Genomic DNA, 16,431 nt, shown 5'->3' on the forward strand with positions numbered 1-16,431 from the left:
GGCTTTTTGTGCGAATTGGTCTGTCCGAAAACGTACACTTCCTGTCCGAACGTGAACGAACCCAACCCCGTTAGCGGATCTCGTCGAGCCGGTAGGGTACCGAACCCCGGCCGATAGTTAGCCGATACGTTCGGGTCTGTTGTTTGGTAGCGATCATGAACCGGAAAGTCCCCTCGGGCAAATGACTCACGTCGATAGCCCGCTTGTAGGCCGGGAGCGAACTGATATCCCGGTAGATTGGATTGAACGAGCTATCGTCGATGGATATAAAGACCCGGTCCTGCCCGGGATTCAGAAAAATGACGCGAAGTTTTCCCTCGCTGTTGACTAGTGGCTGGCTTACGAATCGATTCGTCCCGTCGGGGCTGACCGTCGTTTCGTCGCGCAGCGTACTGGGGCGCAGGAACGCGTTGATGGGCAGGCGTTCGTTATCGGCCAGCAGTTCATGCGTTTTCATGTGCGGTGACAGAAGCTGGTTATTCACCAGGCGGTTCAGCATGGAATCAAACAGGCGGATAGTCCGCTTTCTGAGCTTTACGTACCGGCCGCTGAGCGTCTCCTGATAAATCAAGTGGCGGTCGCGGTCATAGAACCGGATCATTGTGCTGCGGCTGGCGTAGTCGGTGTGCAGGCGCCAGTAGCCGTTCGAAGAATCGGCCGGATAGGCATAATGAGCATTGGGTGTCTGGCCAATAGCTGCTGTTGGCAACGCAGACAAAACAAAAGCGAGGAGCCGGAGCCGGGCTGCGTTGGCGATGGAGTAGTAGCGCTTCATTAGCTTTATTAGTAGTTGTTGGTTGTTTGGATAATAGCCTGCCGGGCCCGAAAGCGCCGATGCCGCCGGGATCTGAACGTAATGAACGCGATGGAAGAGAGGTTAGAAAGGTAGACTTCGTTTGTCTCCGGACGCTACTCGGCCCTGAATGAGACGTAGTTTGACAGGTGTTGTCAACTGCCCGAAAGATGCAGGTTTGAGCGCCAGGGTTGCATGAGCAGCTGCCTGAATTCTGTTAAAATTGATAAATAGGTCCGCAGGTCGGTCCGGCAAAACGGTTACCTTCGCAGTAGAATGGTTAAAACGCACCATTCCCGTTTGTTTTACACGCATGGCCCTTCAGACAATCGTAAAAATTTCTAACGTTACCAATTTAAGCGATGCCCGCTACTGCGCCGGCATGGGCGTTGACATGCTCGGCTTTTCGATGGACGACGACACGCCGGAGTACGTTGAGCCCAAAAAATTCGAAGAGATCCGTTCGTGGGTAGCGGGTGTGAAAATTGTTGGCGAAACCACGGCTACGGATACCGAACACATCGAGCGGCTGCTCGATACTTACCAGCCCGACGTATTGCAGGTCGATGAAGCTGCGCTCCTGCCGTTTCTCAGCACATTTGGCAAACCCCTCATCCTCCGCGTTGACCTGTCGCAGTTTACCCTTGATCAGTTGGAAACGCTGTTCCAGACCAGCAGCGCCGGGGCTGATTTCGTGCTGCTCGAAAGCCGTGCGCCCCTCCACATCGACGACGATCTGAAGAATACGCTCCAGCCGTTAGCCGTTCGCTATCCGGTTCTGCTCGGAACGGGTATCTCGGCTCAGAACGTCCATGAGCTCCTGGCCGAATTACCCGTTCAGGGCATTGCCCTCAGCGGGGGCGAAGAAGAGCGGCCCGGTAACAAGGAGTTTGGCGAACTGATGGATATTCTCGAAGCCATTGAAGTAGAGTAGGCCAGAGAGTTTAGGGTAAACGCAAACCGGCCCCGTGTATTAGGGGTAGCACCAAAAAGAAAGAATGGTTTTTTTATTTTTTGCCCGAATTGCGCAAACAAATCTGATAATCAGCATGTTATGAAGCAGGTTTGAAGGCTGGGCAAAATGCACCAAAAGTTAATTTTGGATCGGGCTTAAACTGGAGTTGCAGCATCAGGCTGACCAGGCGCTCAAATACGGGGAAAACTTGAATCGGATTGGAGGGATTGAGCGTATAAGAGCAATAATCTACTGAAATGGACGGATAACCGGGGAACTGGCTATCTTTACTATTAATACAAGTTACGGTGGGTATTGAAAGCCGTCTTCGCGATGAAAGACGGCTTTTTCGTTCATCACAACGAAATAAACCTATAGTGGTTAAATAAGGCTAAAAACGGCGTTAAATACCGCTTAATTCAGCACATTTTGGGCTAATACCCTCTGAACGTCGTAGATATTAACCTGCTTATTAAACTTCTTCTGGATGCTCGGAGCTGATTCGCCAGAAATCCAGATTTTAAGCTCTGCATCAAGATCGAAGTCGCCAACGGTTTCTATACTGAACCGCGAAATGCTCTTGTAAGCGATGGATAGGTAGTCAATTTTGCGGCCTGTAAGCCCTTGCTTGTCCACCAGGATCAGCCGTTTGTTCGTGAACATAAAAACGTCACGGATCAGCTTAAATCCAATCTCAATGCGTTCACCATCAGCCAGAAGACGGCCATAATCTTTGTTCAATTCATCGGACGATACTGCGCCCGCGTTACCAAGTAGTGAGGATAGAAATCCCATAAATCTGAAATAAAGGTTTAAAAATTGGTTTAAATAGGCTGAATTGTATACCTAATCTTGACATTACAAATTAGGTATACAATTAGGTATACAATTAGGTATACACCTGAAATTAGATTAGTCCAACTGAACAGGTATGCCGTCTGCTTCGACTAAAAGCCTGCGATTTCGAGCAACACCCGTTTCTTCCCAGTACTTCGTGAAGCTGTTGGCAGCGACGGCAAGTTGGTATGCCTGGTCGCTGGTAAGAAGTCTTTGCGTTTCGACAATGAGGGTGAATTCGCGCTTGCCTAATTCGTCAGGTAGAATCCCTACTAAGTCGTCTGCTTGTTCGTTGCCAATGAAATAATGATACTCTGGAGCCTGGAGCCGGAAGGCACTGGCAAAGTGAGCAAAGCAGGGTGTCTTACGTTGTAGATAGGCTTGGAAATCGGACGGCTTTGCGTCTACTGAGACCTCAAAACGAACTTTACAGGTTACATTATCGAGTGTACCAACAGTAATTGTTTTACTCATAGATAAGAACTGGTTGAATGAATATGTACAAACTTAGCTGTTCATATCTTATTATTACATCGCTTTTGTTCATTTATCATATAAATTATATAAATGGTTTAAGTTGCTGATGCTCTAAGCGGCTTTTTGGTGACCCGAACGAGTCGTAAGGAGTTCTTTATATAAATTGATGCTATCCTTTAGCGCCTTTATTAATTCATCCTTCTCTTTTAGGCGGTCTTCATAGATATTTTTTTCGGGTATCTCTTCCTCTTTGATGTGAGATCGTGGCTCCTGGGCTACGTATTCGCCTTGTGACAGGTCCTTAAAGATGATGTCGTCGGCGCTGACTCCAAATAATTTTACGATATCTACAAATGTTTTGAAGTCTGGATAGCTGGTCCCTGTCTCATAGTTTGATATTGTTCCCCCTCTGACATCCAGTAGAGTAGCTAATTTTTCCTGCGACCATTTCTTGGCCTGCCGTAATGCCCGAATGTTTCCAGCGAAGTAAGTCATCAAAAATTTTAGTCTAAATATTTTGTAGTTCCAATATTTTTTAAACCTTTGTACTGTTGACAAACGGCAACAAAGGAAATGAAGACAGTACAGGAAGTCAAATCCTATTTACGAAACGGCGACATGACGAAGATCGCTAAGATGGCCGGTGTAACCCGTAAACATGCCGATGTGATACTTCGTCGTCCGACCTCAAAGCGGTTTGAGATTGTCTTCAAAGCCGCCAAAAAAATCGCGTCAGCTAATCAGCGCCTGGGTATATGAAGAAGGTCGCCGACATATGGTATTGCAGCTTTAACGAGGTAGTTAACTGCTGTGGTATTAAGGAAGTTACGGTTAAGATGGGTTGCCTTCGCGGTTCGTCGTACTGGCAAACTATCCCTGATCCTGACGACCGTCGTCGGCGGCTGATCCGGTATGATACGCTGGCTGTAAAGTATCGGCGAATGGTTGAATCGGCCCTGTGTGGTGGCCTGACTCCAGACGTTTGGTTCTCGGAAGCGAGACGCAAAGTTTTGAGCGAACGGTCATTGCCTGAACTACTTGAAATCGCCCTCCAAACAGATTGGAGACGTTACGTAGGGTTGTATAAGATCACCGACCGAAACGAACGTAGTACAGAGAAGCGGGTACGCTCCCTGGCTATGGCGGCTGCTGTGATCGAAACACTAGGCAACTACATCCAGGATCACGACATCGACCCACGGAGCTACGTACCCTACCGGGAAGCTCTTGCCTGGTTGGGCGACCACTGGGTCTACTACAGCGCCTATAAGGACGTACCGACCAATGAAGTACGCCTAAAGGAGAAGGTGAACCAACGCTTCGTAGATCGGCTGCCGATTCAGGAAGTGGTCAAGTTACCCAGGCAGGGCAACCGGAGCCGGGAACAGTTCGCCAACGATCCCGAACTCATGGCCTGGATTGCGATGGCCAGAAGCCAGGGCACCAACGACCCGAACGCTTACATTATTCGCAAGATCAGCGAGGTATGCCGGATCGTAGGGCGCGAAGTGCCTTCTAATAGCTGGTTTTCGCAAGTGCTGGCCAGTCCGAAGATGAAGCAACTCACGGCGAACGGTCGGTTTGGCGCTGGTACCAAGTACGCCGGTCGCTACACCCATTCAATCACGATGGCCAGGGCGATGTACGCGGGCGATTGCTGGATGATGGACGCGACGCGGGTCAATATGGTCGAACACCAGACCCAGGAGAAGGGAAAACAGGCGTTTTTGTTCGTAATCGCCATTCGGGACGCTTATTCGGGCGACATCGTAGGGTGCCACTTCGATACGAAGGAAGACCGCTGGGGTTACACAAATGCCTTAAAAATGGCGGTCAAAGTGACCGGCTACCTACCCCATACGCTCGTTTATGACCGTTTTCCGGGTCATATCAGCGACGAAATGCAGTCGATTCTAGGGTCGATGGAAGCCAAAGGGGTTCAACTGGTATGCACCCACAAGGCGACCGGAAAAGCCTTACTGGAACGGTGGTTCGATACGCTCCAGACGGTGTTTTTCTCGCAGTCGCGGTACTACTACGGGCAAGGGATCATGTCAACCCGGCCGTATGCCCATCGGTCGCCTGACTACCTGGTCAAACTACGCAAGGAAGCCCGTAATGAAGGCTGGGACTTTGATAAAGCCTGGCAAGAAGCATGGCGACGTATAGAAGAGTACCGTCAGACGCCGGTCAGCTACTACAGCCGCAAACATGCGAAGCTGGATTTAAGCCCTTCGACACTACACGAACAGAGCGAAAAGCCGAACGTGATCCGGGTGGAGGTATGGGAACAGGCGTCGCTTTTCTGGATGACCAAAATTCTGGACATCCGACGCAACCGGATCGAACAGGAGGTCCACGGCGTCCGCTACGAATACCTGATCTACGACACGCAGATCATGTACCGATACAGCCGGGTAGCGGTTCGCTACGAAGAAAGCGACCCAAGCAAGGTAATGCTGTTTGCGGTCGGCGCTGACGACCGGGTGAGCGACTTCTTTATCGCTGAACTGACTCATGCCAAGCCGATTCCGATGTATGGTCCTGACGCTGATCCGGGCCGGTTGGCCGGTCGTCAGGCGAAGATCGACAAGTTCGAGCAACAGAAGCGGGCTGATCTGGAGGAACTGACCAGCGGGGCGACGGTCGATCCGGAATACCTGCTGACGCTGGGCGGTCGGGTGTCGAAAGACGAGTACGAATCAGTCGCTACGGCGGTGATCTACGAACAGATGGGGGTGTCGATTCAGGCAGACGCGCAGACGCCCGCCAAACAGAAACGAACGAAGCCAGCGCCCCCGATTCTTCCCGACGCTGACGAGGTATTCGACCCGAAAGACTTTGTGAATCAATCTTTTTTCAACAATAACCCCTAAAACACATGCAAGTAGAGCTATCTGATTTTCAAGTGCATCTGTGCGTTAAGGCACTCAACACGTTCGTCGCCCAACTGCCTGTTCCACCGGAGACAAGAAATGGGGTTGTAAACCCACTTGACGAGACGGTCCACATGGTACGCTACGAAATTACCGACTTGGTGAAACTGCTTCAGAAGCCGGTTGATACGACGCCAAAGAATACGTTCCGAGTCGATAAAGATAAAGTGATTCTTTCAGACCCATTATCGAAGAGGGACATCAATTGACTGCCGTTTAAACACTCGTTAAATACCCTTTTTAATCCTAACTGAGATGATTACAGACCTTCAAAAAAGCGAAATCGGGCGGTTGCTGGAGATTGAATCCGGACGCCTGGGCGGTTGGCGGCAAGTGGCCAACAAACTGGGCGTTAACCAGGTGACGATCCGGTACAACATGGTCGAACGTGAGAAGTGGCACCTGGTATCAGATCAAATGTGGGCGCGGGTAGCTCATAAGCTGGGCTATAAGCTCAATGAAGAACGCTGGAACTGGGTATCGACCACGAACACGAACGTAATGTTCGAGCTACTGGAGCGGGCACAATTTGAAAGCCTGTTTACCTGCATTAGCCACGATGCCGGGCATGGTAAAACGACCGGGGCGCTGATGTACACGTTGCAAAAGGAAGCGGTTTTCTATCTGGAGTGTGAAGAGAGCTGGAGCCATAAGCGGTTCGTGCAAAAGATCGCCGAAACGCTGGGTGTTCGGACGGAACGCTACAACGTATCGGATTTGACTGATCTGATCGTGTCGGTCCTGAAGCAACGGGCAGCCACGGCCCGGCCCCTGCTGATTATCGATGAAGCCAATAAGCTGAAACCGTCGTCGCTACGTCTGTTCATTCCCCTGTACAACAAGCTACATGATGAGGTTGGTATGGTGCTGATCGGGGCGCATGACCTGAAGCGACATATACAGGCAGGCGTTCGCCGGGATGCGCGGGGCTTCGATGAATTGGAAAGTCGATTAGGACGCGCTTACATGCCCTTAGTTGGCATTTTCCGTCAGGATGTTGTTGCGATCTGCAATGCCAACGGCCTGAAGAATCCGGACGCCCAGGAGCGGGTTTGGCTGCATCTGAATCCACGTAAGGAGTCGATTCGGGGTAAGTACGTCTGGGTTGCAGATCGTGACTATCGGGTACTGCAACAGGCCATCAAACACGAGCGTGTACGGGCGCAAGAGAAGGCGACAAAAAAGGAGCTGGCCCCTACGGAGATGGAAGCGGATATGGGTGGGCGGGTTGTCGCTCTGAGCGCGTAAGGGAATTGGGAATGCGTCAACCTAATCAATTAGAACGATGGATGGCAAAGTCATTCGGTTCTATCCCAACCAAAACCGACCAATACAACCAATGGACATGCTCACGATAGATGACCTGAAAGCGGCTGGTTTCGTAGAATACCAGTACTGGGGGGTTCAGCACAATCAGCAATGCGTCGTTACAGACCCGAACCGCCTGGTACACAAGTCGGCTGCTGAATGGTGTAAAGGGAAGCATCAGTTCCAGCGAGAACACCCGGTTATTCAACACGAACTCGGTAATGGCTGGATAGCTCGTTGGGGCGCAATGACCTTCCATCTGAAAAACGAGGTTGCTTTCTGGCGCTTCATGAAAACGTTCGGGTATCCACTTCCAATTGATGCAGCACAATGAAGATTCTAAGCGAAGAACAGAAGAACCGCTTACAAGATGAGTTAGGCAGCCTACTCCAATCCTACGGCCTGACAGCGGGGTATCTGGTGGCTGAGAGTGTGCCAGATCAGCAACAGTCGGACGGTTACAGCCTGGTCGTAGTAGGCAAAACGCCGGGTAAGGAATTGAGCAAGTTCCTGGACTCAATGGGTGCTCAGACCTACGGAATCATTTGCCAAATCAGCGGGTCCGTTGCCCCGAAGATCAACGATAATTAATCTCCCCTAAAACACAAATCCCTTACACGTATGAGTAACAAAGTCAATAACGCCCTGAAGGGGCGTATAGCCCGCCTTTTTGCCTTAAAAAGCGAAATCGCCCTAAAAGAGGCTGAATTGGAGAAGCTGAATAAGGAGTTGAAAGCCGAGTTCGACCGGATGGCTGGTCAGAACAAGTTCGTTAACGGACGGCTCGAATTGCCGGGCTTGGCGAAGGTTTCGGTTAAGCTTAACCCGCCGAAACTGATCTGGGCAAACGATGCCGAGAACCTGACGCCTGAAGATCGTGAGGGGGTTGCCCTGCTGTTGGATGATCGCTTTACGAAGGTCGATGTGAACGTTCCGGAGATCATGAAGGCGATTGACCGGGGGGATAATAAGTTATCCGCCCTGCTAACTGAGAAGGGAATCAAGGTAGTACAGGGATCACGCTATGAGGTCAAGCCGGTATGAGTACGATCACGCGGCAACGCCTGGCCGAACTGACCGACGACGATCTACGCGATCTGACCGACTTCGTGGAACGGGCGATTACGGAAAAGGATCGCTTTGACCGGAACGTCATGCGGACGCTGGTCTGTGACATCCTGGGGGTATGTCTGGGTAAACCGGACTGGGATGTACTGCCGATCCTGCTGATTAACGAGACCCGACGACGCGCTGAAAAGAAGGCTATCGAAATCCAATTCAATCTCTGTCTGAACTGATGAACCAACACCAAGCAAGTGTATATGCCAAGCTGGACGCCCTGACGACCTACGAAGTACGAGCTATGTACTACCTGGTGCGGGCGATGGACGAAGCAGACGCCTATCGAAGCCTTCGGGTACTGACCGCGATAGAAGGGTTAGTTGGTAAGCTGACTAATGATGAAGCGTTTGCCTTACCGCCTGCTTTGATGCAGGTGATCGCTGAAAAAGACCCGGACATCGTAGCCAGGCAAGCGATCAAGGAAGCCTACCAATTCGAGCAAAACACTGACGGACGAGTGTAACAGTCCTGGGACGGTGGTGCAAGGGTAGCATAGCTGGGCGGTCTTCTCCAATTAAGGGGTTAGTTGGTTGCCGCTCCAGTGATCCGGGTTCGACCCCTGGCCGTCTCGCAATGGCAATACTGCCAGATACTCAAATCCTTTTACAATCATGGCCAAACAACAGGCTACCAACGCCAAGCCGACATCGGTAAAGGCAAAATTTCAATGTACCCGGGTTGCGGACGATCCGGAGCGGGCTTTCTTCAAGACCATCGACGGGCCGGATGCGTCAGGCAATAACGACAATCAGGTGCTTGGCGGGGCCGAACTGATGATCTCGAAAGACGACACGGCTGGGTTCTTCGCGGCCGGTGGTGAATACATGTTCGAGATCACTCCAGTAGGAAAGTAATGCAGAACGCTGAAGACGTAATCAAGACCACGTTCCACATCATGCAGGACGGCAAGCCGGTCAGCAAGGAAGTTCACATGACCCGCGCCAAGTTCTTGGAATACAATCAGCGGACTTGGAATAGAAAGAAATGGTCGGAGATGTACGAGTTGATCGTAGCGGAAAAAGCGTACATCCAGATCGTGGACGTAGGGAACAGTAACTAATCAAGTCGGCCGGTTGACGGAAGAAAGTTTCGAGATCCGTCAGCCGGCCGTCCATGGAAACCAAAGAATGTATGGCGATCAAGAGCATTACAATCAAGGTCATTGAAAAGGAGGTAGGTCAGTCGATCAAAATTGAGATCAGAACGAAGCAAAGCGAGAAGGTGTATACTTCTGAAGCGGTTTCTGTCCTGGCTGAAGCTATTCAAATGATCGTAAAACAGTAAGGATATGAACGCACAATTCACAGACGACGAACTGATAATGGAGCCAAAGCTGACGGTCGAGAAGTTCGACACGAAGCGGAACTACTGTGAACTGAAGATCATCGTTGAGATCGACCGACTAATCACGTTCGATTGCATCTCAACGCTGGCAGGCTTTGAGCGTGAACTACGCAAATGGATGAACGAAGCATCGACGGGCACGAACGGTACCTTCCACGGCCTGTATCGGGTAGAACGTAAACCGGGTTGGGTTGACATCTGGCACCGTTCGGATGCGAAGGGCGACCGCTTGGTATGCAAAGTGACGTATATCGACAAGTCGTCTGATCCGGTGGTCGAGGACGAAGACTACTTTCTAAACTATCAATTCTGAGATGGAAGCCACACGAAAGAAAGCTGTAGTGTTTGATGACTTCAATTTTCACTTACTGAAAGTTGACAGCGAAGACCTGATGTACGACCTGATAACTTGCCGAAAGTCTTTTGAGTATCGGCGTAATGATCGAGAGTTTGCCGAAGGCGATGTACTATGTCTGGTTTACTGGAATGGGCTTCAATTCACGAATAGCTATGTATTTAAGGTAGTAGACTACATACATTATGGCGGTCATTATGGTGTTCCAATCGAATACTGCATCATGGCAATCAGCGAATTTAGGCGCTATGGTTTAGGGCTAAGTAATGATGAGTTGGTCGATCATTTAATACTGAATTATTATGACGCTACGCACCCTATCCCAGAACAGTAGGTTTCACACGCTGCTGACCCAGCGTAAGTTCGACGCCTACGAAAAACGCGAACTGGTACTGGCCTGCACCAATGGCCGAACCGACTCCAGTAAGTTGATGACGGTCGATGAGATGGCAGCGGCAATCAAGCATCTGGAAGACGACCAGATGACCAGTATCAAGAAGATGAGGGCCAAGATCATCAACATTGCGAAGGACATCTTCAGCGTGACCGACTGGGAACAAAAGGACTACGACGCCCTGAATACCTTCCTGGTCAAGAAGTTCCGAGCCCCCTTGCACAAGCTGAGCTATAACCAGCTTGTCGATGCCACGACAGCAATGGAGAAATGGCGGGAAAGTGCGCAGAATAAGATGATTGAAAAACTATTTAACTAGCGTTTAAACCATGATTTGGGTCTATATAATCGGGACAATATTCTTTGGGGCCTTCTGCTACGTAGCGGGTTGGGCGTTCGGCGTTAACCATGCCGACAAGAACGGCTGGAATAAATTAGACAGCGACGGCCTATGAAACTGAAGATGAAACTTAACCACAGTGAACTGGTAGCGTTAAACTCGCATCTGTATTTGACGCTGACCAGTCAGCCGATTGAAGAGCTTCGCCGGTACCCGGCTGATTTTGTAATCAACTCGAATGTCGCGGAAGTGTACCAGCGGACGAACCGGATGGTCGAAGACGCCCGGATGTTTCCCAGTAAGACCGACAAGATTTATTCGTTGTCGCTGACTCGTTCGCAGGCGATTGCTGTCCTGTGTACGATTATGACGGAACAAACAATTGATACCGGACAGTCTGCAACGATGGACTTGTTGCCCTTCTCAGATGACAGCTACGAAGCGGCCATCCTGCAACAGATTGTAAGTACAATTCACCAAACCTACTTAGTGTGACCATGTTCAATAATGTTAATATATTAGCGTTACGATTATGCCCCGAATCTCCCCGTAACGTTTTGAAGACTTCCAACCCTGCTACTGAACAGCGACGTTCTGAACGTAACGTTGCTATCCGTCTGGCCTTCCGTCAATTGAGCGAAAAGGGGCTTCGTTCTGGCTTCATTTATCGCCAACTCGCTGACCGCTACTGTCTGAGCGAGGAAACTGTCGAGCAAATCGTTTGGGAACGCGGTCGGTATCGGTCGCTGTCTGAAACACTTCAGCAACAGGCAGCATGAGCGACTATTACTTCATTGTGCTGTGGGTAACGTTGGCGGTCGTGCTGGCGGCTCTGGGTGGCTTCGTAATCGGCATGGTCTATATGGACAACCGCCGACGACTTGATGATGCGTACAATCCAAAATTTCGCCCTGACGACTATGCGCCCCGACGTTTATCCGGGCTGTAATCCTGGAAAATACGATTTTATGAAGCATCGGTACACGATTACGTCAACGTCTTTTGAAGGAGAATTGACGTTTACTTATAACGAAGAGGGGATTTTGACCGGGTTTTTTAACGACGCTACGCTGAGCGAAAAACACCTGGACTGGTTGCATAGGAATTTTCCGGTGGTGCAAGTGCTACTGGAGCGGATGGCTGGAAACAGCGAAACGCTGACGATTCGGCTGACGACCAATGAGGTTACGTTTGAACAGTTCTGGGAAGCGTACAACTATAAGGTGGATAAGCAGGAAGCGAAAAAGGCGTTCGACAAACTGACGAAGGACGAGCAGATCAAGGCGTTCGAGACGATTCCGTCGTACAATTTTTATCTGATGATGCGGCCCAACACCAACCGACTCTACCCGGCAACGTATCTTCGCGGGAAGTTCGAGAACGATTACAAGTCGCTGGCAAAGGCTACACAACAAAGTTAGGTCGGACCGCCGAAGCGGTTAGAATTTAGTGAGTGTTTAAGTAAAAAGGCCGGACGCATTGCATCCGGCCTTTTTTAATTACAACGCATTAACTGTTCACTTTAAGAATCCGATCCAATATCGACCCCCTGTACGGGCTGTCCAGCTCGTTGTTAGATCGACCTGACCAGACAAGGGAATATCGGTCGAGTTTTTTTGCATGTAGCGGATAGGGGCCGCAGACATGTCGAGGTTCACGATAGATAGACCCGACAGGTTGGCAAAGCCACGGAGACCGGCCGGGGTAGTACCCGTCGAGACGAACAGGATCGTATACTGTTGTCCGGCCGTAACGACCACGTTATTAGACAGCGCAACCGTCTTTAGCCCAACCGTCGCGAATGCGGTCTGGCAGTTGGCCGTAGCCAGTACATTCCGATTGGCGTCCAAAAGGGCGATGCCGTTTTTCAGGGTTGCCCCGTTTGCCGTAAGTCCCGAACCATTTCCCGACACTTCAAATCCGACCCGCGTGATGGTCTCCGATACAGGAGCCGTTACCAGCATCGCTACCAGTTGGTTGCTGGTTGACGAGATCGACGCATTGACATCGTTGATGTCGGCCGTCTTGATAACGACGCTATTGTAGGTATAGTCGTCGTCTATGTAGGTATAGCTGGCCGGGGCGCTGACCGTCTGCCAACTGGCCGCGAAGTCGGTGGAACTGGTCTTGGTCAGGACCTGACCCGTCGTTCCGCCTGTGGGAAGACCATTGGCAGCCGCGCCGGGCGTTGTCCAGGCCACGGCTCCGTTGGCTCCTGATGTCTTCGCCAGTACTTGCCCGGTGGTTCCGCCCGCTGGCAAGTTGATCCGGCTGGTGTTGCCGGTTTTGGGTCGGATGTAATAGTTGCCCCCCATCTCCCTGATCTGGAACCATCCGGCCGGAAAGTTCGTGCTGGTGGTGTCGTTCGCCTTGTTGAGCGCCTGGCCATTAACGATGGGGCCCCATAAAAGAGCAATGACTAAAATCAGTAAATTCTTCATGTTATAGGGTGGTTTTCGACAGCCGTTCGAGGGATGTCGGCGTTTTTAAATAGAGTGCGTTCGTGTCGTTATAATCGACGTCAGTTGATACCAGGATCAGGGTAGGCAACTGAACCGTCAGGGCTTGCGCGGCCGTCAGGTTGGCGACGGTTGGTAAGGTCGGATCAGCGGGACGGCCGGGCGCATACACTTCCAGTTGTTTGATCTGGAGAATATAGGCGCTGTTGCCTGGGTCCTGCCATAGCTTCGTTGATCGGAGCCGAACGGCGTCGGCCTGAACCGCTGGGAAGGTGATCCGTTCGCGGTAACTCACTGACGAGGGTTTGACCTGGTTCGTCCGGGTGGCCACGGTCTGCCAGGTTGATCCCCCGTTCGTACTGACTTCAATCACGTAGCTGACTGGCCAGCCATCGCCTACGTTGGCGTCGCCACGGGGTGCGATCACCACTTCGCCAATTGTCTGCCGGTACTTCAGATAGACCCCAACAAACTCGTTGGTACTTTCACTGAAGCTATAGGGCGACGAATAGAAGTTGGCATTGGCATAGTTGTCGGTAATGACCGACGAGCTGAAGAGGGTGTTGGCCGCGAAGGTTGATTCGCCCAGGGCAAAGTTTGCGCCTGGTAGCTTTGGCCAAACGGTACCGTCGTCCAGGTGGTTGTTTGACACAATGACCTGCTGACGAAGACCGGCCGTTGGCTGGCCAACGATCACGTTACCCGCCCCGAACGTATTGCCCCGAACGTATCGCTTCAGCGAAGCCGTCGCGTTGGCGGCTGTGGCTTTCAGGTCGAGATCGTTGGTAAAGCCGATGATCCGGTTGCCTTCGATGTATTCAGCGTTGCAATAGGCTCCGTCTGAGTTGAAGATCGACAGACCAACGTTTCCCCCCGCTGTGGTGGTGATCGTATTGTTGCGAACAATCAGAAGCGGCTTTTCGGTAGCGGTACCGACCACAGTTCCGCAGGTCGGGCCGTCTTCAGCGACGGTGTATTCGACCGTGTTATCCCGGATGATCTGCTTTCGGCTCCCTACTTCATGCCAGTACCAGCGGGCGTTCTTGAAGGTGTTGCCGATGATGTTGACCGATTTGAAGGCGGTCCCATCCGGACGGATGACGCCAACCTGACCCGCGATTTTACAATCAAAGGTGTTATCCTGTATGGTGATGTCTTCAGCGGTATTGTCAGCCATGATCGGAGAACCGAAGAACGCGCCAAACTTTGCGCCCGCCTGGGTGATCTCAATGGTGCAGTTGATTATCTTATGCCCCTTCACATGCCCGAACGTAGCGATAACGCCCGCGTTGAAGGCGTCTCGAAGGGTGCAATGAACCGCCCGGCAATTTATGCCGCCTTCGTCGTCCCAACATGTATCCCCCCAATTCTCGATGGTACAGAAGCTGGCCACGATGTCGTTGCCGCGTGATCCCCACGCGCCCCCGCCCGATCCGTTTTTGATGAAGCCGCCCACAATCCGGCCGGGGCCTACTGGCCGACTGGCCGTCAAGTCGGCATACCCATTGGTGTAGCCCGCTCCGGATGCTTCGTTGGTTCCCCCGTCCCAGTGTACGCCATGCCCGAAACCGTCGATCTCCGGATTGATAACCCAGAAGTTAGTCGTGTAGGGGAATAAGAGGAAACTTTCAAAGCCGCCTTGCTGGTAGTTGATTCCGGTTTCGGTGTTAGTCCCCTTCGGATTGAAGACCTTAATATTGTTTCCGAACGGAAAACGGCCCAACGTACAGCCAACACATTCCATGTCGATCAGCTTCAGATCAGAACAGCCATGCGCTGACAGGATGCGAACCTTATAGGCACACTTGCCGAAATTGCCGCCCTCGTTCGGATCGCCTGCACATACCCACTTGCCGCCCCTGATCGTGAACCCCTGCTTACTGTTGCCATCGAATATGACACCGTTCGACTGCACCCAATTGGCTCCTGCAGGAAGGCTTACGTTGATGATGGAGCCGGTAAAGTCCAGCGTCACGCGGTCGTTCGGGATCGACAGGACGCCGGTTCTGAGGGTGTAGGTGCCTGGTAAAAATTTAAGGGTGGTTCCGGCTGGGATGCCGCTATCAAATACAGCATCCAGCAAAGCGGTCATATCGCCCGGTAGCATGAGGGGCGTAATGACACGCTGACCAACGACCGATTCGACGGCTACCTGTTTAGCCTTCTGATCGGTGTCAGTCGTAACCAGATAATGCGGCTGTGAGACGAGTAATTCGTCAAGATCAAGAAACGACATGGGACGGTGGGTTATGGCCGCGACTGGGCTAGTCGCGGCCGGTACTGATTACTTCGCTACGACCACGACCGTAACGTTGTTACGGGCTTTGGCCGCGTTGATGCTGATGGTATTGGCATTGGTAATGGTCCACTTATAGAGAACCGGACCATTCGCTTCGTAGGTCGAGACAACCAGGGCCGACGAATTCAGGTTGTGGCTGATGCCGTTGGCTCCAGCCGCAATATTGAGCGTCGTCGTGTAGGACTTCACGCGCCCCAAAGCGGCTTCCCAGGCGTTGAGCTGAGCGACCGTAATGACCTTGTTGGCGTCGCCCCCCGCGTTGCCCTGAATCTGGGCCAACGTTGCCAGAATGACCAAACCGAGAACCGACGTACTGGCAGCATCGGCGTTGCCCTGAATGACGACCCACTGGGTAGCGTCGGTGGATGATGCACCCGACACTTTGGGTAACAGCATATCGCCGACCTGGAGTACCAACCCCTGAACGGTACCGGCTGAGGATGCCCGGTAGCGATCCTTCAGCGTTGCGCCCGATGGCAGGTTCGTAGCGTTGGCGGCATCAAAGTCAGAGATCGGGTTCTGGCCTGAACTGACGACTGAATCGACGTACTGCTTAACGGCCTTCTGGGATGCCAGAATTACGTCGGATGCTGATGCCCCGCCCAGGGTGCTGTCGGTGCTGATGTCGTTATCCTGGAGTAATTTCCGGATGGTGGTACCATCGAAGATTTTGGCGCGTTGCAGGGTGGTATCGTACCCCATTTCACCGATGACGGTCAGGCCAGCATCCAGCGCGGCCGTTACTGCCTTTTCGAGTACCAGATTAAGGGCCTGGTTGCCATCGAAATTCAAATCCGATCCTAAAATCATTG

At 51.7% G+C, this 16,431-nt stretch carries 27 protein-coding genes and 1 tRNA gene; 21 read left to right on the forward strand and 7 right to left on the reverse strand.

The genetic code is table 11. The features are described 5' to 3' along the window. Nucleotides 1-70: 70 nt before the first annotated feature. Nucleotides 71-775, reverse strand: coding sequence for a hypothetical protein (locus DYU11_RS18245; RefSeq protein WP_119669138.1), 705 nt, complete (start codon nucleotides 773-775; stop codon nucleotides 71-73). A gap of 331 nt (nucleotides 776-1,106) precedes the next feature. Here DYU11_RS18245 and trpF point away from each other — a divergent pair, with 331 nt between their 5' ends. Then, entirely contained in the window at nucleotides 1,107-1,727 is a 621-nt protein-coding gene (gene trpF, locus DYU11_RS18250; RefSeq protein WP_119669139.1) for a phosphoribosylanthranilate isomerase, read from the forward strand. A gap of 435 nt (nucleotides 1,728-2,162) precedes the next feature. Here trpF and DYU11_RS18255 read toward each other — a convergent pair whose 3' ends face one another. From DYU11_RS18255 to DYU11_RS18265, 3 genes are all read right to left on the reverse strand, one after another. Further along, nucleotides 2,163-2,543 carry a PH domain-containing protein gene (locus DYU11_RS18255; RefSeq protein ID WP_119669140.1) on the reverse strand — a complete coding sequence of 127 codons (381 nt, stop codon included), beginning with the start codon at nucleotides 2,541-2,543 and terminating at the stop codon, nucleotides 2,163-2,165. 117 nt (nucleotides 2,544-2,660) lie between these two features. Next, on the reverse strand, nucleotides 2,661-3,059 hold the full coding sequence (locus DYU11_RS18260) for a hypothetical protein (protein ID WP_119669141.1): 399 nt from the start codon (nucleotides 3,057-3,059) through the stop codon (nucleotides 2,661-2,663). A 114-nt stretch (nucleotides 3,060-3,173) separates the two neighbouring features. After that, complete coding sequence (locus DYU11_RS18265) at nucleotides 3,174-3,620, reverse strand: helix-turn-helix domain-containing protein (RefSeq protein ID WP_158600305.1); 447 nt, start codon at nucleotides 3,618-3,620, stop codon at nucleotides 3,174-3,176. A gap of 15 nt (nucleotides 3,621-3,635) precedes the next feature. On the opposite strand from DYU11_RS18265, the gene DYU11_RS18270 reads away from it, so the two are divergent. The 20 genes from DYU11_RS18270 to DYU11_RS18345 all read left to right on the forward strand — a co-directional run bounded on the left by DYU11_RS18270 (nucleotide 3,636) and on the right by DYU11_RS18345 (nucleotide 12,282). After that, nucleotides 3,636-3,821 (forward strand): hypothetical protein, encoded by a 186-nt coding sequence (locus DYU11_RS18270; protein WP_119669143.1) that lies wholly within the window; start codon nucleotides 3,636-3,638, stop codon nucleotides 3,819-3,821. Next, nucleotides 3,818-5,938, forward strand: a complete 2,121-nt coding sequence (locus DYU11_RS18275) for an integrase catalytic domain-containing protein (protein ID WP_119669144.1) — start codon at nucleotides 3,818-3,820, stop codon at nucleotides 5,936-5,938. Before DYU11_RS18270 ends, DYU11_RS18275 begins: the two co-directional genes overlap by 4 nt. A 5-nt stretch (nucleotides 5,939-5,943) precedes the next feature. Further along, nucleotides 5,944-6,207: a hypothetical protein gene (locus DYU11_RS18280; RefSeq protein ID WP_119669145.1), complete on the forward strand. Its 264-nt coding sequence runs from the start codon at nucleotides 5,944-5,946 to the stop codon at nucleotides 6,205-6,207. Between the two features lie 46 nt (nucleotides 6,208-6,253). Then, nucleotides 6,254-7,246: an AAA family ATPase gene (locus DYU11_RS18285; protein WP_119669146.1), complete on the forward strand. Its 993-nt coding sequence runs from the start codon at nucleotides 6,254-6,256 to the stop codon at nucleotides 7,244-7,246. Between the two features lie 97 nt (nucleotides 7,247-7,343). After that, nucleotides 7,344-7,640 carry a hypothetical protein gene (locus tag DYU11_RS18290; protein ID WP_147367962.1) on the forward strand — a complete coding sequence of 99 codons (297 nt, stop codon included), beginning with the start codon at nucleotides 7,344-7,346 and terminating at the stop codon, nucleotides 7,638-7,640. After that, nucleotides 7,637-7,897 carry a hypothetical protein gene (locus DYU11_RS18295; protein WP_119669148.1) on the forward strand — a complete coding sequence of 87 codons (261 nt, stop codon included), beginning with the start codon at nucleotides 7,637-7,639 and terminating at the stop codon, nucleotides 7,895-7,897. Before DYU11_RS18290 ends, DYU11_RS18295 begins: the two co-directional genes overlap by 4 nt. Nucleotides 7,898-7,927: 30 nt before the next feature. Then, nucleotides 7,928-8,350, forward strand: coding sequence for a hypothetical protein (locus tag DYU11_RS18300; RefSeq protein WP_119669149.1), 423 nt, complete (start codon nucleotides 7,928-7,930; stop codon nucleotides 8,348-8,350). Further along, the gene (locus DYU11_RS18305) at nucleotides 8,347-8,604 is read left to right on the forward strand and encodes a hypothetical protein (protein WP_119669150.1); all 258 of its coding nucleotides are present in this window, start codon (nucleotides 8,347-8,349) and stop codon (nucleotides 8,602-8,604) included. The genes DYU11_RS18300 and DYU11_RS18305 overlap by 4 nt, the downstream gene beginning before the upstream one ends. Further along, nucleotides 8,604-8,891, forward strand: a complete 288-nt coding sequence (locus DYU11_RS18310) for a hypothetical protein (protein ID WP_119669151.1) — start codon at nucleotides 8,604-8,606, stop codon at nucleotides 8,889-8,891. The genes DYU11_RS18305 and DYU11_RS18310 overlap by 1 nt, the downstream gene beginning before the upstream one ends. 7 nt (nucleotides 8,892-8,898) lie before the next feature. Next, a tRNA-OTHER gene (locus DYU11_RS33250) sits at nucleotides 8,899-8,999 on the forward strand. Between the two features lie 40 nt (nucleotides 9,000-9,039). Next, nucleotides 9,040-9,282 carry a hypothetical protein gene (locus DYU11_RS18315; protein ID WP_119669152.1) on the forward strand — a complete coding sequence of 81 codons (243 nt, stop codon included), beginning with the start codon at nucleotides 9,040-9,042 and terminating at the stop codon, nucleotides 9,280-9,282. Then, on the forward strand, nucleotides 9,282-9,488 hold the full coding sequence (locus tag DYU11_RS18320) for a hypothetical protein (protein ID WP_119669153.1): 207 nt from the start codon (nucleotides 9,282-9,284) through the stop codon (nucleotides 9,486-9,488). The genes DYU11_RS18315 and DYU11_RS18320 overlap by 1 nt, the downstream gene beginning before the upstream one ends. Before the next feature lie 53 nt (nucleotides 9,489-9,541). Beyond that, nucleotides 9,542-9,712, forward strand: coding sequence for a hypothetical protein (locus tag DYU11_RS33255; protein ID WP_158600306.1), 171 nt, complete (start codon nucleotides 9,542-9,544; stop codon nucleotides 9,710-9,712). Nucleotides 9,713-9,716: 4 nt separating this feature from the next. Continuing rightward, on the forward strand, nucleotides 9,717-10,085 hold the full coding sequence (locus DYU11_RS18325) for a hypothetical protein (RefSeq protein WP_119669154.1): 369 nt from the start codon (nucleotides 9,717-9,719) through the stop codon (nucleotides 10,083-10,085). A 1-nt stretch (nucleotide 10,086) separates the two neighbouring features. Then, a complete protein-coding gene (locus tag DYU11_RS18330; RefSeq protein WP_119669155.1) occupies nucleotides 10,087-10,461 on the forward strand; it encodes a DUF3850 domain-containing protein in 375 nt (124 codons plus the stop codon). Beyond that, the gene (locus tag DYU11_RS18335; protein ID WP_119669156.1) at nucleotides 10,430-10,840 is read left to right on the forward strand and encodes a hypothetical protein; all 411 of its coding nucleotides are present in this window, start codon (nucleotides 10,430-10,432) and stop codon (nucleotides 10,838-10,840) included. Before DYU11_RS18330 ends, DYU11_RS18335 begins: the two co-directional genes overlap by 32 nt. A gap of 10 nt (nucleotides 10,841-10,850) precedes the next feature. Then, on the forward strand, nucleotides 10,851-10,976 hold the full coding sequence (locus tag DYU11_RS33830) for a hypothetical protein (RefSeq protein ID WP_262697119.1): 126 nt from the start codon (nucleotides 10,851-10,853) through the stop codon (nucleotides 10,974-10,976). An 8-nt stretch (nucleotides 10,977-10,984) separates the two neighbouring features. Next, on the forward strand, nucleotides 10,985-11,356 hold the full coding sequence (locus DYU11_RS18340) for a hypothetical protein (RefSeq protein ID WP_147367963.1): 372 nt from the start codon (nucleotides 10,985-10,987) through the stop codon (nucleotides 11,354-11,356). A 280-nt stretch (nucleotides 11,357-11,636) separates the two neighbouring features. Further along, nucleotides 11,637-11,810, forward strand: a complete 174-nt coding sequence (locus DYU11_RS33260; protein WP_158600307.1) for a hypothetical protein — start codon at nucleotides 11,637-11,639, stop codon at nucleotides 11,808-11,810. Continuing rightward, nucleotides 11,782-12,282 (forward strand): LvrA C-terminal domain-related protein, encoded by a 501-nt coding sequence (locus DYU11_RS18345; protein WP_158600308.1) that lies wholly within the window; start codon nucleotides 11,782-11,784, stop codon nucleotides 12,280-12,282. The genes DYU11_RS33260 and DYU11_RS18345 overlap by 29 nt, the downstream gene beginning before the upstream one ends. Nucleotides 12,283-12,378: 96 nt before the next feature. Here the strand turns inward: DYU11_RS18345 and DYU11_RS18350 are convergent, their stop codons facing one another. Genes DYU11_RS18350 through DYU11_RS18360 form a run of 3 tightly spaced genes read right to left on the reverse strand, consistent with a single transcriptional unit; the run spans nucleotide 12,379 to nucleotide 16,429 of the window. Beyond that, on the reverse strand, nucleotides 12,379-13,302 hold the full coding sequence (locus DYU11_RS18350) for a hypothetical protein (protein ID WP_119669159.1): 924 nt from the start codon (nucleotides 13,300-13,302) through the stop codon (nucleotides 12,379-12,381). Between the two features lies 1 nt (nucleotide 13,303). Next, nucleotides 13,304-15,556 carry a discoidin domain-containing protein gene (locus DYU11_RS18355; RefSeq protein WP_119669160.1) on the reverse strand — a complete coding sequence of 751 codons (2,253 nt, stop codon included), beginning with the start codon at nucleotides 15,554-15,556 and terminating at the stop codon, nucleotides 13,304-13,306. 48 nt (nucleotides 15,557-15,604) lie between these two features. After that, nucleotides 15,605-16,429: a hypothetical protein gene (locus DYU11_RS18360; RefSeq protein WP_119669161.1), complete on the reverse strand. Its 825-nt coding sequence runs from the start codon at nucleotides 16,427-16,429 to the stop codon at nucleotides 15,605-15,607. Nucleotides 16,430-16,431 lie beyond the last annotated feature (2 nt).

It is taken from the genome of Fibrisoma montanum (assembly GCF_003583365.1).
In the GTDB taxonomy this organism is placed as follows: domain Bacteria; phylum Bacteroidota; class Bacteroidia; order Cytophagales; family Spirosomataceae; genus Fibrisoma; species Fibrisoma montanum.

What these genes read in the sequence shown, in the direction of transcription:
- DYU11_RS18300 (WP_119669149.1), top strand. Translation starts at nt 7,928, where the DNA reads ATGAGTAACAAAGTCAATAACGCCCTGAAGGGGCGTATAGCCCGCCTT.
- DYU11_RS18285 (WP_119669146.1), top strand. Translation starts at nt 6,254, where the DNA reads ATGATTACAGACCTTCAAAAAAGCGAAATCGGGCGGTTGCTGGAGATT.
- trpF (WP_119669139.1), top strand. Translation starts at nt 1,107, where the DNA reads ATGGCCCTTCAGACAATCGTAAAAATTTCTAACGTTACCAATTTAAGC.
- DYU11_RS18335 (WP_119669156.1), top strand. Translation starts at nt 10,430, where the DNA reads ATGACGCTACGCACCCTATCCCAGAACAGTAGGTTTCACACGCTGCTG.
- DYU11_RS18280 (WP_119669145.1), top strand. Translation starts at nt 5,944, where the DNA reads ATGCAAGTAGAGCTATCTGATTTTCAAGTGCATCTGTGCGTTAAGGCA.
- DYU11_RS18355 (WP_119669160.1), bottom strand. Translation starts at nt 15,556, where the DNA reads ATGTCGTTTCTTGATCTTGACGAATTACTCGTCTCACAGCCGCATTAT.
- DYU11_RS18245 (WP_119669138.1), bottom strand. Translation starts at nt 775, where the DNA reads ATGAAGCGCTACTACTCCATCGCCAACGCAGCCCGGCTCCGGCTCCTC.
- DYU11_RS18260 (WP_119669141.1), bottom strand. Translation starts at nt 3,059, where the DNA reads ATGAGTAAAACAATTACTGTTGGTACACTCGATAATGTAACCTGTAAA.
- DYU11_RS18305 (WP_119669150.1), top strand. Translation starts at nt 8,347, where the DNA reads ATGAGTACGATCACGCGGCAACGCCTGGCCGAACTGACCGACGACGAT.
- DYU11_RS18345 (WP_158600308.1), top strand. Translation starts at nt 11,782, where the DNA reads ATGCGCCCCGACGTTTATCCGGGCTGTAATCCTGGAAAATACGATTTT.
- DYU11_RS18325 (WP_119669154.1), top strand. Translation starts at nt 9,717, where the DNA reads ATGAACGCACAATTCACAGACGACGAACTGATAATGGAGCCAAAGCTG.
- DYU11_RS18310 (WP_119669151.1), top strand. Translation starts at nt 8,604, where the DNA reads ATGAACCAACACCAAGCAAGTGTATATGCCAAGCTGGACGCCCTGACG.
- DYU11_RS18255 (WP_119669140.1), bottom strand. Translation starts at nt 2,543, where the DNA reads ATGGGATTTCTATCCTCACTACTTGGTAACGCGGGCGCAGTATCGTCC.
- DYU11_RS33255 (WP_158600306.1), top strand. Translation starts at nt 9,542, where the DNA reads ATGGAAACCAAAGAATGTATGGCGATCAAGAGCATTACAATCAAGGTC.
- DYU11_RS18275 (WP_119669144.1), top strand. Translation starts at nt 3,818, where the DNA reads ATGAAGAAGGTCGCCGACATATGGTATTGCAGCTTTAACGAGGTAGTT.
- DYU11_RS18350 (WP_119669159.1), bottom strand. Translation starts at nt 13,302, where the DNA reads ATGAAGAATTTACTGATTTTAGTCATTGCTCTTTTATGGGGCCCCATC.
- DYU11_RS18270 (WP_119669143.1), top strand. Translation starts at nt 3,636, where the DNA reads ATGAAGACAGTACAGGAAGTCAAATCCTATTTACGAAACGGCGACATG.
- DYU11_RS33830 (WP_262697119.1), top strand. Translation starts at nt 10,851, where the DNA reads ATGATTTGGGTCTATATAATCGGGACAATATTCTTTGGGGCCTTCTGC.
- DYU11_RS18340 (WP_147367963.1), top strand. Translation starts at nt 10,985, where the DNA reads ATGAAACTTAACCACAGTGAACTGGTAGCGTTAAACTCGCATCTGTAT.
- DYU11_RS18290 (WP_147367962.1), top strand. Translation starts at nt 7,344, where the DNA reads ATGCTCACGATAGATGACCTGAAAGCGGCTGGTTTCGTAGAATACCAG.
- DYU11_RS18360 (WP_119669161.1), bottom strand. Translation starts at nt 16,429, where the DNA reads ATGATTTTAGGATCGGATTTGAATTTCGATGGCAACCAGGCCCTTAAT.
- DYU11_RS18295 (WP_119669148.1), top strand. Translation starts at nt 7,637, where the DNA reads ATGAAGATTCTAAGCGAAGAACAGAAGAACCGCTTACAAGATGAGTTA.
- DYU11_RS18320 (WP_119669153.1), top strand. Translation starts at nt 9,282, where the DNA reads ATGCAGAACGCTGAAGACGTAATCAAGACCACGTTCCACATCATGCAG.
- DYU11_RS18315 (WP_119669152.1), top strand. Translation starts at nt 9,040, where the DNA reads ATGGCCAAACAACAGGCTACCAACGCCAAGCCGACATCGGTAAAGGCA.
- DYU11_RS33260 (WP_158600307.1), top strand. Translation starts at nt 11,637, where the DNA reads ATGAGCGACTATTACTTCATTGTGCTGTGGGTAACGTTGGCGGTCGTG.
- DYU11_RS18330 (WP_119669155.1), top strand. Translation starts at nt 10,087, where the DNA reads ATGGAAGCCACACGAAAGAAAGCTGTAGTGTTTGATGACTTCAATTTT.